This is a genomic window from Mesorhizobium sp. Cs1299R1N3 (assembly GCF_037179625.1).
GTDB lineage: Bacteria > Pseudomonadota > Alphaproteobacteria > Rhizobiales > Rhizobiaceae > Mesorhizobium > Mesorhizobium salmacidum.
On the sequence record NZ_JAPYKQ010000003.1, the window covers coordinates 286,905 to 301,341 of the forward strand.

At 62.0% G+C, this 14,437-nt stretch carries 13 protein-coding genes, 1 tRNA gene and 1 pseudogene; 9 read left to right on the forward strand and 6 right to left on the reverse strand.

What is annotated here, in order from left to right:
* Window positions 1-410: 410 nt before the first annotated feature.
* The 4 genes from proS to O7B34_RS09920 all read left to right on the forward strand — a co-directional run bounded on the left by proS (window position 411) and on the right by O7B34_RS09920 (window position 5,379).
* Window positions 411-1,739, forward strand: a complete 1,329-nt coding sequence (proS, locus tag O7B34_RS09905; RefSeq protein ID WP_337145877.1) for a proline--tRNA ligase — start codon at window positions 411-413, stop codon at window positions 1,737-1,739.
* The gene (locus tag O7B34_RS09910) at window positions 1,736-3,022 is read left to right on the forward strand and encodes a lipoprotein-releasing ABC transporter permease subunit (RefSeq protein ID WP_337145879.1); all 1,287 of its coding nucleotides are present in this window, start codon (window positions 1,736-1,738) and stop codon (window positions 3,020-3,022) included. Before proS ends, O7B34_RS09910 begins: the two co-directional genes overlap by 4 nt.
* The gene (locus O7B34_RS09915; RefSeq protein ID WP_135915676.1) at window positions 3,022-3,702 is read left to right on the forward strand and encodes an ABC transporter ATP-binding protein; all 681 of its coding nucleotides are present in this window, start codon (window positions 3,022-3,024) and stop codon (window positions 3,700-3,702) included. Before O7B34_RS09910 ends, O7B34_RS09915 begins: the two co-directional genes overlap by 1 nt.
* A gap of 426 nt (window positions 3,703-4,128) precedes the next feature.
* Window positions 4,129-5,379: a site-2 protease family protein gene (locus tag O7B34_RS09920; RefSeq protein ID WP_337145886.1), complete on the forward strand. Its 1,251-nt coding sequence runs from the start codon at window positions 4,129-4,131 to the stop codon at window positions 5,377-5,379.
* Window positions 5,380-5,386: 7 nt separating this feature from the next.
* On the opposite strand, the gene lipB is transcribed toward O7B34_RS09920, so the two are convergent.
* On the reverse strand, window positions 5,387-6,130 hold the full coding sequence (gene lipB / locus O7B34_RS09925) for a lipoyl(octanoyl) transferase LipB (RefSeq protein WP_027145275.1): 744 nt from the start codon (window positions 6,128-6,130) through the stop codon (window positions 5,387-5,389).
* A 234-nt stretch (window positions 6,131-6,364) separates the two neighbouring features.
* Here lipB and O7B34_RS09930 point away from each other — a divergent pair.
* Window positions 6,365-6,449 (forward strand) — tRNA-Leu (locus O7B34_RS09930).
* A 333-nt stretch (window positions 6,450-6,782) separates the two neighbouring features.
* Here the strand turns inward: O7B34_RS09930 and O7B34_RS09935 are convergent.
* Window positions 6,783-7,664, reverse strand: a complete 882-nt coding sequence (locus O7B34_RS09935) for an AraC family transcriptional regulator (protein WP_337145888.1) — start codon at window positions 7,662-7,664, stop codon at window positions 6,783-6,785.
* Window positions 7,665-7,796: 132 nt separating this feature from the next.
* On the opposite strand from O7B34_RS09935, the gene O7B34_RS09940 reads away from it, so the two are divergent.
* Window positions 7,797-8,759, forward strand: coding sequence for an aldo/keto reductase (locus tag O7B34_RS09940; protein ID WP_337141698.1), 963 nt, complete (start codon window positions 7,797-7,799; stop codon window positions 8,757-8,759).
* A gap of 61 nt (window positions 8,760-8,820) precedes the next feature.
* Entirely contained in the window at window positions 8,821-9,207 is a 387-nt protein-coding gene (locus O7B34_RS09945) for a limonene-1,2-epoxide hydrolase family protein (RefSeq protein ID WP_337141699.1), read from the forward strand.
* Window positions 9,208-9,445: 238 nt separating this feature from the next.
* Here the strand turns inward: O7B34_RS09945 and O7B34_RS09950 are convergent, their stop codons facing one another.
* A complete protein-coding gene (locus O7B34_RS09950; protein WP_337145890.1) occupies window positions 9,446-10,198 on the reverse strand; it encodes an SDR family oxidoreductase in 753 nt (250 codons plus the stop codon).
* A gap of 224 nt (window positions 10,199-10,422) precedes the next feature.
* Between O7B34_RS09950 and O7B34_RS09955 the strand changes: the two genes are divergently transcribed.
* Both O7B34_RS09955 and O7B34_RS09960 read left to right on the forward strand, forming a co-directional pair.
* On the forward strand, window positions 10,423-11,046 hold the full coding sequence (locus O7B34_RS09955; RefSeq protein ID WP_337145893.1) for a TetR/AcrR family transcriptional regulator: 624 nt from the start codon (window positions 10,423-10,425) through the stop codon (window positions 11,044-11,046).
* Window positions 11,047-11,286 (forward strand): annotated as a pseudogene (locus tag O7B34_RS09960) (glutathione S-transferase N-terminal domain-containing protein); the annotation flags it as partial. It lies immediately after the preceding gene.
* A 50-nt stretch (window positions 11,287-11,336) separates the two neighbouring features.
* Here O7B34_RS09960 and sucD read toward each other — a convergent pair.
* The 3 genes from sucD to O7B34_RS09975 are packed head-to-tail and all read right to left on the reverse strand — an operon-like array spanning window position 11,337 to window position 14,436.
* Window positions 11,337-12,236, reverse strand: coding sequence for a succinate--CoA ligase subunit alpha (sucD, locus tag O7B34_RS09965; protein WP_337145894.1), 900 nt, complete (start codon window positions 12,234-12,236; stop codon window positions 11,337-11,339).
* Window positions 12,237-12,249: 13 nt separating this feature from the next.
* Window positions 12,250-13,434, reverse strand: a complete 1,185-nt coding sequence (locus tag O7B34_RS09970) for a malate--CoA ligase subunit beta (protein WP_337145895.1) — start codon at window positions 13,432-13,434, stop codon at window positions 12,250-12,252.
* A gap of 51 nt (window positions 13,435-13,485) precedes the next feature.
* A complete protein-coding gene (locus O7B34_RS09975) occupies window positions 13,486-14,436 on the reverse strand; it encodes an HpcH/HpaI aldolase/citrate lyase family protein (RefSeq protein WP_337145897.1) in 951 nt (316 codons plus the stop codon).
* Window position 14,437 lies beyond the last annotated feature (1 nt).

Genomic DNA, 14,437 nt, shown 5'->3' on the forward strand with positions numbered 1-14,437 from the left:
TGACCGCGTAGGAAGGCAGATTTGTTTCTGCCCTCTCGGTTATCGGGGCACATTAGCCTAACGGAAATGAAAATGTCACGAAGAATTTTGCCTTGAAACGGGCATTCTCGTGCTGCACTGCACAATAGTGCGGCAGGCTTTGCTTTTGAAACGGACAGCCAAGGTTGATAGAGCCTTTGCGGCATGTTCGCGATTGACGCGCGCAAAGAATTGGGGGGCAAATCCGAAGAGGTTCGGTGCGTTCCATTGTCGGCGCGGACTGATCCGAAGCGCGGGATTCCGGGACGGAAGGGGCTGATGTGGTGGGATGGCCGGGTTTCCATTCGGTCATGAAATCGCTATGAAGCCGGGGCAAGCAAGCCTGCGCCCCGCCGATTCTGGCGTGGCCATTCTCATTCACGGACCAGTCCATGCGTTTGTCGCGCTATTTCCTGCCTATCCTTAAAGAAAATCCGCGCGAGGCCGAAATCGTCTCGCATCGGCTGATGCTGCGCGCCGGCATGATCCGCCAGCAGGGGCAGGGCAGTTTTTCCTGGCTGCCGCTGGGCAAGCGGGTGCTGGACAAGGTCTGCAAGATCATCCGCGAGGAGCAAAACCGCGCCGGTGCGCTGGAGATCCTGATGCCGACCATCCAGTCGGCCGATCTGTGGCGCGAGAGCGGCCGTTACAACGACTATGGCAAGGAGATGCTGCGCATCAAGGACCGCCAGGACCGCGACATGCTCTACGGACCGACCAACGAGGAAATGGTCACCGAGATTTTTCGCGCTTACGTCAAGTCCTACAAGGACCTGCCGCTCAACCTCTACCACATCCAATGGAAGTTCCGTGACGAGGTGCGGCCGCGCTTCGGCGTGATGCGTTCGCGCGAATTCCTGATGAAGGACGCCTACTCCTTCGATCTCGACTTCGAGGGCGCGCGAGCCGCCTATAACAGGATGTTCGTGTCCTATCTCCGGACCTTCACCCGCATGGGCCTGCAGGCAATCCCGATGCGGGCCGACACCGGACCGATCGGCGGCGATCTCAGCCATGAGTTCATCATCCTGGCCGATACAGGCGAGAGCCAGGTCTTCTGCCATCGCGATTATCTGTCGCTTGCCGTGCCCGGCGCGAACACCGACTTCGCCAATGACGGCGAGATATCGGATATCGTCAAGACGTGGACGACGCCTTACGCCGCCACCGACGAGATGCATGACGAGGCGGCCTGGGAAAAGGTCCCGACAGGTGACCGGGTCTCGGCGCGCGGCATCGAGGTCGGCCATATCTTCCACTTCGGCGAGAAATACTCCAAGCCGATGGGCGCCAAGGTGACCGGCCCCGACGGCAAGGATCATTTCGCCTCCGGCGGCTCCTACGGCATCGGCCCGTCGCGGCTGGTCGCGGCGATCATCGAGGCCAGCCATGACGAGAACGGCATCATCTGGCCGGAAGCGGTGGCGCCGTTCGATATCGGCCTGATCAACATGAAGGCGGGCGACGCCGACTGCGACCGCGTCTGCGACGAACTCAACGCTGCCTTCACGGCGGCCGGCAAGGACATGCTCTACGACGATACGGACCAGCGGCCGGGCGGCAAATTCGCCACCGCCGACCTGATCGGCCTGCCGTGGCAAGTGATTGTCGGACCGCGCGGCGTGGCTGCCGGCGAGGTCGAGATCAAGAATCGCAAGACCGGCGAGCGCGTGACGCTGCCGATCGCCGACGCGGCAAAACGCTTCGGTGCCACCGCATGAGCGAGGCGGCGGCAGCGAGATCGGCGGGCGCCGGCCCGTTCTCAATCTTCGAACGCACGGTTGCGTGGCGCTATTTGCGCTCGCGGCGCAAGGAGACGGTGATCTCGGTGATTGCCTCGATCTCCTTTCTCGGCATCATGCTGGGCGTCGCCACGCTGATCGTGGTCATGGCCGTGATGAACGGGTTCCGCGCCGAGCTTTTGACGCGCATACTCGGCGTCAACGGCCATCTGATCGTGCAGCCGCTCGATTCGCCACTCGAGGACTATGCCCAGGTCGCCAGCCGCATCAACGGCGTGTCTGGCGTCAAATACGCTATTCCGCTGATCGATGGCCAGGTGCTGGCGCAAGGCAATGTCGGCGGCGGCACCGGCGCGCTGGTGCGCGGTATCAGGGGTGAAGACCTCGGCAAGATCGCCATCGTGGCCAGCAACATCAAGCAAGGCACGCTCGCCGATTTCGATACCGGCGAGGGCGTCGCCATCGGCAAGCGCATGGCCGAGAATCTCGGCCTGGCGCTCGGCGATAGCATTACCTTGATCTCGCCGGACGGGGATGTGACGCCGCTCGGCACCACGCCGCGCATGAAGGGCTACAAGATCGCCGCGATCTTCGAAGTCGGCATGTCGGAGTATGACAGCTCCATCGTCTACATGCCGTTCTCCGAAGCGCAGCTCTATTTCAACATGGACGGCCGGGCGCAGACGATCGAGATCTACGTCGACAATCCTGATGATGTCGATGCGCTGAAACCGAAGGTGGAAGAGGCGGCGCAACGCCCCATTGATCTCGTCGACTGGCGCCAGCGCAACGAGACCTTCTTTTCCGCCCTTCAGGTCGAGCGCAACGTGATGTTCATGATCCTGACGCTGATCGTGTTGGTGGCGGCGCTCAACATCATTTCCGGACTGATCATGCTGGTGAAGGACAAGGGGCATGACATCGCCATCCTGCGCACCATGGGCGCCTCGCGTAATGCCATCCTGCGCATCTTCCTGATGACGGGAGCGGCGATTGGCGTGACGGGCACGCTCGCCGGCGTGCTGCTCGGCGTCCTGATCTGCACCAACATCGAATCGATCCGCCAGTTCTTCTCCTGGATGACCGGCAAGGTGCTGTTCAATCCGGAGCTCTATTTCCTCAGCCAGCTGCCGGCCAAGATGGATCCGCGCGAGACGACCTATGTCATCATCATGGCGCTGGCGCTGTCCTTCCTGGCAACGCTGTTTCCAGCCTGGCGAGCGGCCCGCCTCGATCCGGTCGAAGCCTTGAGGTACGAGTAGTGGCCGAGGTCATTATCGAGTTGAAGAGCGTCGAGCGGCACTATGTCCAGGGGCCGCGCAAGCTCACCATCCTGAACGGCGCCGACTTCTCGCTGCGGCGCGGCGAAATGGTGGCGCTGGTGGCGCCGTCGGGCACCGGCAAGTCGACGCTGCTGCATACGGCGGGCCTGCTGGAGCGCCCCGACGCCGGAGACGTGATCCTGTCCGGACGCGCCTGCGGCCGGTTGTCCGACGACGAGCGCACCTCGATCCGCCGCAACGATGTCGGCTTCGTCTACCAGTTCCATCATTTGCTGCCGGAGTTTTCGGCGCTGGAAAACATCATGATGCCGCAGCTCATCAAGGGGCTGCCGCGCAAGGAAGCGGGCGAGCGCGCCGCGCAACTGCTCGACTACATGCAGATCGGCAAGCGGGCTTCGCACCGGCCATCCGAGCTGTCCGGCGGCGAGCAGCAGCGTGTCGCCATTGCGCGAGCTGTCGCCAATGCGCCGCTGGTGCTGCTCGCCGACGAGCCGACCGGCAACCTGGACCCGGTCACCGCCTCCTACGTCTTCGAGGCGCTGGAGGCGCTGGTGCGGCAATCGGGTCTCGCCGCGCTGATCGCCACCCACAATCACGAACTGGCATCGCGCATGGACCGGCGCGTCACGCTCGCCGACGGCAAGGTGGTGCCGCTTTAGCCTGTGCGTCAGGTGTTGCCGGCCTGACCTGAAACTCAACACCTGCGTGTTTCGCGAGTGCCCGACGCCCGCCATTTCCCCTGCCTGTTGATAGGCGGCGGGCTGTCAACGTTTTCTTAACCCTGCCGATCTGATCGCCCGGAGATTTTGGATGCGGTCGGATTCTGTTCGTTGACAATGGAACAAAATTAGAACAAATTAGAAACATATCCACAACAGGAGAGAGTTATGACCGATCTGGTTCAGGATGTCATCTCGCTGGTTTGCATGAGTGCGTTTCTTGTTTCCATGGCGATCTGGATCGGAGCCATGTGAGTTGGCGGTGTCCGCCATCGCTGTTTCCCGATGGCCGCAAGCAGCTCCGCCGTTAAGCTTTTCTTGCCGCCGCGACGTTAGGGTGCGCCTCCAGGCAGGAGCAACGTCCAGGTGTCGCCCATCGTCACGGCCATTCTCGTGGCCAGCAATCTCGGGCTGATCTTTCTCTTGATGACCGTGCCGCTCGGTTTGCGCACGGTCCGGTCGAGCCGCGTCGTGGCAATGGACCGGCAGCGCCTGTGGCAGGCGCTGTGGCCGCTTGGCAGCGATGCCGGCTGGTCCGGCGAGATCCTGTCGGCGCAGCCGCTGGACGAAGAGGGCGTGGCCCGCATCATGCTGTCGTGGGAAGGCCGCGACGGCAAGCCGATCGAGCGCAGGGCGCGCTTTGAAGATGTCGTCGAGGGCGGCCGCTTCTCTATGCGGGTGATCGAGGACACCGCGCTCGATGGCTCGTTCTGGAAGGATTATGGCGAGACCGCCGAACTGGTTTCGGAGGGCAGCGGCACACGCGTGACGCTCAGCCGGACAGACCGGTATCGCGGCGTCGCTTTCCTGGTGTTCCGTTACTTCGCCATGCGCCGCGAGCTCTCCAAGCTGCAGCGTTGGGCAAAGACCGGGCAGTACCGCAAGGGCGGCTGGTTCGAGCATCCGCTGAGCCAGGTCGGCTTTGCCGTGCTGTCGGCGTTGATGCTGTGGCCGTTCTTCGGCCTTCATCTTGGCGGGCTGGCGTTGGCCGCGATCCTGACGTCGGCGGTGGCACTGCACGAACTGGGCCACATGGCGGCGTTTCGGCTGACGGGCCATCGCAGGGCGCGGATGATCTTCATCCCGCTGCTTGGCGGCATCGCCATTGGCGGCCGGCCCTACAACAGCCGTTTCGAAGTGGCCTTCGTGGCGTTGATGGGGGCGGGGTTCTCCGCCTTCCTGGTGCCGATCGTCATTGCCGCCAGCGTGCTTGCCGGCGGCGAGGGCCACAAGGCCGCGGCCGCGCTGCTGGCCGCGCTTGCGGGCTGCGTGGCCCTGTTCAACATCGCCAATCTGGTGCCGGTGTGGAAATTCGACGGCGGCCAGGTGCTGCGCCAGATCTGCCCGGGGCCGGTCGTCCTGGCGCTGGCGTCCTTCTCGCTGCTTTCTGCCTTTCTGGCGCTCGGCTGGCGGGCTGGTTTTTCGTCGGGCTTCCTGCTGGCGGCCGGTGCGGTGTTTTCGATCCTTAGCCTGCTCACCGTCGGCAGCGGCGTGAAGCCACGTCACGAACTGGAGCCGATCGGCACCGTCGACCGTCTCGTCATCGCAGGCGCCTTGCTGGCGGTCTTCGCCATCCATGGCTGCGGCGTGCTGTGGGCGTCGGCCCAACTGATCTGACGCGCGGTCAGCCGGTCTTGCGGGCCACTTCGGCGGGCAAGGCCGCGGCTGCGCCGAACACATCCTCGAACGCGGATTTCAGCGCCAGGTCGAGATCGGCCATTGTCAGGGGAAGGCCGAGATCGACGAGGCTGGTGACGCCATGGTCCTGCACCCCGCAAGGCACGATGCCGCCGAAATGGGACAGGTCCGGCTCGACATTGATGGCGATGCCGTGAAAACTGACCCAGCGCCGCAGCCTGATGCCGATTGCCGCGATCTTGTCCTCGCCCAGTGAGCCGTCCGGCAAGGCAGGGCGATCGGGCCGCACCACCCAGACGCCGACGCGGTCCTCGCGGCGTTCGCCGCGCACGTTGAAGGCGGCGAGCGTACCGATGATCCACTGTTCGAGCGCGGCGACGAAGGCGCGCACGTCCTCGCGCCGGCGCTTGAGGTCGAGCATGACATAGGCAACCCGCTGGCCGGGCCCGTGATAGGTGTATTCGCCGCCGCGACCGGCCGCGAAGACCGGAAAGCGGTCAGGCTCGATCAGGTCCTCGATGCGGGCGCTGGTGCCGGCGGTGTAGAGCGACGGATGTTCGACCAGCCAGACCATCTCGCCGGCGGCTCCGCTGCGGATCGCCTCGGCGCGCGCCTCCATGAAGGCCAGCGCATCGGGATAGGCGGTAAGGCCAGGTTCGACCAGCCATTCGACCGGCGCCGAACCGGGCAAGGGGAGGAACGACGTGGCGATCTGGCTGCGTTCTGTCATGGTGTGTCGCTTTTACTTATACATGTCGTGGCCCAAAACCGCCTTCCACTTTTGGGCGACATGCCTTTGGCCTCCATATGGCGACATCAGGCGCAAACGTCCAGTTCCGGATGCTCATTGCAATCCTGTGGAACGTTATGCCAATTGCCGGACATTATTGCTCATCGCGCACTTGTTTCGCCGGAAACGATTTGCTACACGCCGCGAGCCGGTCGGTTCCGGCTCCTACCACGTGCGGTCGTGGCGGAATTGGTAGACGCGCAGCGTTGAGGTCGCTGTGGGGCAACCCGTGGAAGTTCGAGTCTTCTCGACCGCACCATTGCCGGATTTGTCGAGCCGAAAGCTGCTGGCAACTGGCGGCAAGGCTGAACCTCTCCTGCCGGAGCAGTGCGGGGTGGGGTGACTGCCTGTCGCTGTCCGAGTTCGATTTCTCCTGTGGTTACTTATGAGCGACACATAGCGACGCTGCGTTCGAAAGACCTCTCAGCCGTGCGTGCGGCGATCGGCGGCAAAGGTGTACAAATAGGATTGTTTGCAGGTGTGCCAGCCCGAACAACGAAGATTGAAAACCGCGTCAGCCTTTGACACGCCGCGTCAGGTCGCCACGGCGTAGTGCACGTCGCTTTGCCCCTACGCACTTGCCCTTCACCTTTCAGACGGCAGTTTCGACGATCGTTTGCACCATATCAGCATCCCGTCGCGGCGGCTCGCCAAAAAGACGTCTGTACTCCCGGCTGAACTGAGAGGTATTCTTGTAGCCCACCGCAAAACCAGCAGAGGCAGCATCACCCTGCCTGGCAACCAGGCGGCGACGGGCTTCTTGCAGTCGGATATGCTTTTGATACTGCAGTGGGCTTAGAGCTGTCACGGCCTTGAAGCGGCGGTGAAATACGGACTCACTCATGCCGGCAACCGCAGCCATGTCCTCAACGCTGAGGTGCTCCGTGTAGTGCTCGCGAATCCAGGCCATAGCCTGTCGGATGTGGGACAGCCGGGAGTCGACTCCGGCAATCTGGCGCAGCATCTCGGCGTGCGGACCCAGCATCAGCCGAAACATCAATTCATGCTCCAAATGGAGCCCCATCACGGGGATCTCCTTCGGGCGCTCATACATCTCCAGCAACCTTTGCCAGGCGCCTATCAACTCAGAATTGGCCATGCTGAAACCGAATCCGGGCTGCATCCGCAGCTCCGGTGTCTGGGACAGATAGAGCACCACGTTCATTATTACAGCAGGATCGAGATTGAGGTTTATCGCTAGGAACGGGCTTTCCGCTGATGCCTCGAGGATCTGGCCCATGGCCGTGATTTCGGCGGCAACGACCATGGTCTGACCCGGTCCGTATTCGAACACCTGATCCCCGATGATCGTGCGTTTGGTTCCCTGAAGTACGATGAAGGCCATCGGATCATAAACCAGAGCAGTCATTTCGGTCGGTTCAGCAATGCTGTGGACACTCAGCCGCGGCAAGTCGGGTTTTTGGACTCCGGCATGACGGATCGCCAAGGATCGGATTTCATCGAGTTTTTCCATAGTCTCATCAGGTGCCAGTTATCTGAAAAAATCAACCTGTCGGCAGGATCAGGCAATTAATCAGGACCATCAGGCATCGCAAAAGTCTGACGACTGACCACATTCCTCCCGTACCACGGAAGGATACAAAACATGCAAAAACGCAAATTGGGCACTAACGGCCCGGAAGTCTCCGCCATCGGCTACGGCGCCATGGGTTTTCACCTGGCCTATGGTGCCGCCGACGAGCAGGCCGGGCTCAAAACGATCCGACGCGCTTATGACCTAGGAGTGACCTTTTTCGACACTGCCGAGGTTTATGGCTGGGGAGAAAACGAGAAGTTCATCGGCCGCGCCGTCAAGGGCTTCCGTGATAAGGTCGTCTTGGCGACCAAATTTGGGTTCACCCGCTCTTGGGGATCCGACAGCCGTCCAGAGCACATTCGCGAGGTCACCGAGAACAGCCTGCGCTATCTCGGCGTCGACCATATCGACGTCCTCTACCAGCACCGCGTCGATCCAAACGTGCCGATTGAGGATGTTGCAGGCACGGTCAAGGATCTGATCGCTGAGGGAAAGGTCAAGTATTTCGGCCTGAGCGAAGCAGGCTCCCAGACGATCCGCAAGGCCCACGTCGTGCAGGAAGTCGCAATGCTGCAGACCGAATATTCGGTGTTCGAGCGCGATGTTGAAGTCCTGTTCCCGACCTTGCGGGAGCTTGGCATCGGCTTGGTCCCGTACTCACCGCTCGGCCGTGGCTTTCTGACTGGAGCGGTCAAGCCCGCCGCTGAGTATGAGGAAAGCGACATGCGTCGAGGCGATCCCCGCTGGCAGCCCGGCAATTTCGAGAAGAACCTCGAAGCGGTTCGCCAGTTGACGGAGCTGGCCAGAACCAGAGGATCCAGCGTGTCACAGCTGGCACTGGCCTGGCTTTTGGCTCAGGGCGACGACATCGTGCCGATCCCGGGCTCGCGTCGACAGGAACGTGTGGCTGAAAACGTCGGCGCGGCCGATCTGGCGCTGTCCGCGGAAGACCTGACCAGGATCAAGGAGATCCTTCCAGGCGGCGGCTTCGGCGAGCGCTATGCCGCTGAATTCACGCCGACCTGGATCTAGTCCATTTCAAGGGTGGACTGGGGGCTGTCACCCCCCACCATATCAACGAAGGAATTCTAACATGGCGACACCTATTGAGGTCGTGACTGATTTCTGCGCCGCCTATTCCGAGGATCGCGGTAGGCCCGCTATACGGCGGTGGTTCACACCTAAGACGCTGTGGGTCAACGTCGGCATTTCCGCCACCACCGGCATTGAAGAAGCGATCGGGATGATCAACGAGCTCGAGAAATCCATGAGGATCGCTACCGTTCACATCGACATGCTCGCCATTGCCGCAGACGGGAAACGCGTGCTGACAGAGCGGTTGGACCGGTTTGAACGCGCTGACGGCAGCGAGATCGGAAGGATGACCCTGATGGGAATTTACGAAATCGAAGGCGATCACATTGTCGCTTGGCGCGACTACTTCGACATCAACGCGGTCTCAAAACTCGCCGCGGGATGACGGGTCGATCATTCCCACCGCATCGCCGGGGCGGACGCCATGGCCGCTTTCATCATCATCGGTGAACGCCCGCCCGACCTCCCGATGTCGAAAGCGGTGCGCAGGACGCCTCCTTAGCTCATACGAAAAAGGATCATGTCGTGACACTTTCCCATGGTATCGCCTCCTTGCGAGCTGAGTGACAGTGCCACTCAGCTCGCAATTGGCAGCTTCGAAGGCGTCGATGCGACGTCTTCGGTCAGCCATTCAGCATCCGACCGCCATCGACAATGACTTCCGAGCCGATGGTCCACGCCGATTCATCGGATGCGAGATAGATGACGGCCTTGGCGACCTCTTGCGGTGTGCCAAAACGGCCAACGGGGATGGACCCAGCGATATCCTTGTTGACCTGTGCGCGATAGGCGTCCGGAATGCCGAGCTTGTCGTAAAGCGGCGTCTCGACCGGGCCGGGGCTTACTGCATTGACGCGAATGCCGCGATCCATGAGTTCGCTGGAGAGCGTCTTGGATAGGTTGAGAAACGCCGCCTTTGTGGCGGCATAGACCGATGACCGGGCGGCGCCAACATGAGCGTTGATCGAGGTGTTGAACACCACCGAGGCCGGATTTGCGAAGACGGGCAGCAGCGCCTGCATCAGGAAATAGGGGCCTTTCACATTAATGGCGAACGACTGATCGAAGGCTTCTTCGGTCCAGTCCTCGACCGGCTGCCAGACCGAAACGCCGGCATTGAGGAACGCCACGTCCAACTGGCCGAAATGCTCCTTGACCGACTTGGCCAGCTTCCTTTGCGCGTTGACATCCGAGCTATCGGCCCGCAGCACTGGAACGGTCGAACCCAGTTCGGCCTTTGCTCTTTCGATAGAGTCAGGATTATTGCCAGTGACCATGACGCGCGCGCCCTCGGTCAAAAATTGTTTGGCTGTCTCCAGGCCAATGCCCGAAGTGCCGCCAGTGATAAGCGTCCGTTTTCCGTCGAGGCGATTCATGTGGGTTCCATTCCTTGCAATTTGGCTCAATGAAGCTGGCAATGACTTTCAACTCGCGACCGATCCTGAGGATGGCACGACGGTGAGTTAAGTCACTTAGTTCTATTTATAGACGCACGGATTGTATGTCAAGTTAAGCCACTTACCTTGATTTCTGGCCAGCTTGTGCCTATCTGATGAGCTTACAACCACAAAGAAGGCGCAAGGGCTTCAGGAAACGGGCGATGACAGGCGAGACATATCAAGATCGGGTCAAGGAGGAGAAGCGCGTCGCTTCTGTCGCGGCGGCCACCAAGCTCTTCTTCGAACAAGGCTACGGAGCAACATCACTTCAGCAGATTGCAAAACTTGCTGACGTGTCGACCGCCACATTGTTCAAGCGCTATCCAACCAAGGCTTCGCTTTTTGAAGCGATCGTTGAGGAATTCTGGACATTGGAAAGCGGTTGCCACGCGGACGTTCTCGTCGGCGATCCGAACGCGAGCCTGCGCAAGATCGGGCGTGACTATGCCGACCGGATGCGCCAGCCCAGAATGGTTGCCATTTTCAGGCTTATCATCGCTGAAGCCCTGCGCTTTCCCGATCTGGGGCAGATGCTGTTCGACCGCGGATTCGAGCCCTATCTCGATCGGCTGAGCGCCTATGTGATTGAAGAGGCGCAGGCCGGAAACCTCGTCGTACCCGACGCCAAGCTCGCTGCTCAGGCTTTCCTGGCCACGATCGCCGGGCAGGCGTTCTGGCCTGAACTGATGGCGCCGGGCTGTGGCGGCACCGACAAAGACTTGTCAGTCATCATTGACGAAGCTGTCGCCACCTTCCTGGCGCGCTACGGCGCCAAGCTCGCTTGAATGCCTGCGAACGCAGCCGTCAAACCCACCAAAGTACCTTCGTCTGGAGCAAACCCCGGGACTGAATTCTCCCTCACCCTCGTCAGCAATCCATCATGTCCGTTTGTGCAACGAGCCGCGATCGCTCTTAATGAAAAGGGCGTGCCGATTAAGCGGATTGACGTCGACCTCGCCAATAAGCCGGATTGGTTTTTGGCCATGTCGCCGACCGGCGAGGTGCCCGTGCTCCACGCATTCCAGTCGCGCCGCCTCGTGCTCGGCAACGGCCCGCGGCCGCTTGTTGGTGAAGGTTATGCAGCCTTCTTCGTCCGAGCCAGCGTATCGGCCACCACGTCGCCGAAGGACGAGGGCGTCGGCACGATGATGACGCCGGCCTCTTTCAGGATCTCGACCTTCTCCTGCGCGGACTCGCCGAAGGCCGAGATGATGGCGCCGGCATGACCCATGCGGCGGCCTTTTGGCGCGGAAAGCCCTGCAATGTAGGCGATCAGCGGCTTTCTCATATTGTCGCGCGCCCAGATCGCGGCTTCGGCTTCCTGCGGTCCGCCGATCTCGCCGATCATCACCACGGCGTCGGTTTCGTCATCCTGCTCGAACAGCTTCAGAATGTCCTTGAAGGAAGAGCCGTTGATCGGATCGCCGCCGATGCCGACGCTGGTCGAGACGCCGATGCCGAGCGCCTTCATCTGCGAGGCGGCCTCGTAGCCCAGCGTGCCCGAGCGGCCGACGATGCCGACGCGGCCGGGAAGGTAGATCGAGCCGGGCATGATCCCCATCAGCGCCTGTCCCGGCGTGATGATGCCGGCGCAGTTCGGACCGACCAGCCGCATGCGGTCCTCGAAGCGGTAGCGGCGCATGTAGCGCTTGACCTGCATCATGTCCTGCGAGGGGATGCCGTCGGTGATGCAGACGCAGAGCTTTATCCCCGCATCCGCCGCCTCCATGATCGAATCGGCGGCAAAGGGCGGCGGCACGAAGACGATGCTCGCCTCGGCGCGGGTTTCGCGCACCGCGCCCTTGACGGTGTTGAAGATCGGCAGGCCGAGATGCGTCTGGCCGCCTTTGCCTGGGGTGACGCCGCCGACCAGCTTGGTGCCGTAGCGTTTCATGTCCTCGGCATGGAAACTGCCGATCTTGCCGGTGAAACCTTGCACGATGACGCGCGTGCTGCGGTTGAGCAGGATTGCCATTTTCCGTCCTCCCTCAGGCTGCTTTTTTCTTGGTGGCCGCGCGCCATGCGGCGACGGCTTTTTCGGCGGCTTCGGCGAGCGTGTCGGCGACGATCACCGCCTCGCCGGAATCGGCCAGGATCTTGCGCCCTTCCTCGGCCCTGGTGCCGGACAGCCGCACCACCAGCGGCACGTTGACGCCGACCTCGCGGATCGCCTTGATGACGCCCTCGGCAACCCAGTCGCAACGGTTGATGCCGGCAAAGATGTTGACCAGGATGGTCTCGACATTCTTGTCGCCGAGCACCGCGCGAAAAGATTTCGCCACCCGCTCCGGCGAAGCGCCGCCGCCTATGTCGAGGAAGTTCGCCGGCTCGCCGCCGGCGATCTTGATCATGTCCATGGTCGCCATGGCGAGCCCCGCGCCGTTGATGATGCAGCCGATGTTGCCGTCGAGGCCGACATAGGAGAGGCCTCGGTCGCTGGCGAAGGTTTCGCGCGGATCTTCCTGGCTCTTGTCGCGCAATTCGGAGATTTCGGGCCGCCGGAACAGCGCGTTCTCGTCGAACGACATCTTGGCGTCGAGGGCGATCAGGCTGCCGTCGCGGGTCACCACCAGCGGATTGATCTCCAGCATCGAGGCGTCGTAATCGCGGAACACCTGGTAGCAGCTGAAGATGGTCTCGGTCGCCTTGCCGATCAGGCTGTCCTCCAGCCCGAGCCCGAAGGCGATCTCGCGCGCCTGGAAGCGTTGCATGCCGACGCCCGGGTCGACGGTGGCGCGGATGATCGAATCCGGCGCTCTTTCGGCGATCTCCTCGATCTCCATGCCGCCGGCGGCCGAGGCCACGATCATGACGCGCTCTTCCTTGCGGTCGAGCACGAAGCCGAGATAGAGCTCCTGCGCGATGTCGACGGCTTCCTCCAGATAGAGGCGCGAGATCAGCTTGCCGCGCGGGCCGGTCTGGTGGGTCACCAGCTTGCGCCCGAGCATGGCTTCGGCGGCGCTCGAAATCTCCTCGTCATTGGCGCAAAGCTTGATGCCACCGGCCTTGCCGCGCGCGCCGGAATGAACCTGCGCCTTCAGCACCCATTTGCCGCCGCCGATCTCGCGCGCCCGGTAGGTCGCCTGTTCGGGACTGTAAGCCAGGCCGCCGCGCGGTACATGCACTCCATGCCGGGCAAGCAGTTCCTTGGCCTGATATTCGTGGATGTCCATTTTTTCTTCTCCCCAAATCGTCGAAGTGCCGCGACGCGCGGCTCTCATTGGCTAGTTAAGCTGGCCGGCGCGCTCGATGGAGTCATTAACCACCAGCACGTTGCGTGCCATGCGTTCCGATGCGGCGTCGATCATCTTGCCGTCGAGCGCGGCAGCCCCCTTGCCCTGCGCCTCGGCCTCTTTCAGCACTTCGAGGATGCGGCGGGCGCGCGTGACTTCCTTCTCCGGCGGCGAGAACACCTCATTGGCCAAGGCAATCTGCGAGGGATGGATCGCCCATTTGCCTTCGATACCGAGTGCGGCGGCGCGCCTGGCGGCCGCCTTGTAGCCTTCCGGATCGGAGAAATCGCCGAACGGCCCGTCGATGGCGCGCAACCCATAGGCGCGGCAGGCGACGGTCATCCGCGACAGGGCGAAATGCCACTGGTCGCCGGGATAGTCGGGGTTGAGGCCGCCGATGTTGACGGTCCGCGCCTTGTTGCTGGCGGCATAATCGGCGACGCCGAAATGCATCGCCTCCAGACGCCCTGGCGTGGCGGCGATCGCCTCGACATTGGCCATGCCGAGCGCGGTTTCGATCAGCGCTTCCAGGCCGACACGGGTCTTGAATCCCTTGGCCATCTCGATCTGGTTGACCATCGCCTCGACCATGTAGAGGTCGGCCGGCACGCCGACCTTCGGCACCAGGATGGTGTCCAGCCGGTCGCCGGCCTGTTCCATCACGTCGACGACGTCGCGATACATGTAATGGGTGTCAAGGCCGTTGATACGCACCGATACGGTCTTGCCCTTGGCGCGCCAGTCGATGTCGTTGAGCGCCTGGATGATGTTCTTGCGGGCGCGTTCCTTGTCGGGCGGGGCGACAGCGTCCTCGATGTCGAGGAAGACGAAGTCGGCGGCGCTGTTGGCCGCCTTGTCGATCATCTCCGGGCTGGAGCCGGGAACAGCCAGCTCGCTGCGCTGGAGCCTGAGTTTCTTGAGGTGGTTGATGGTGTGGCTCATC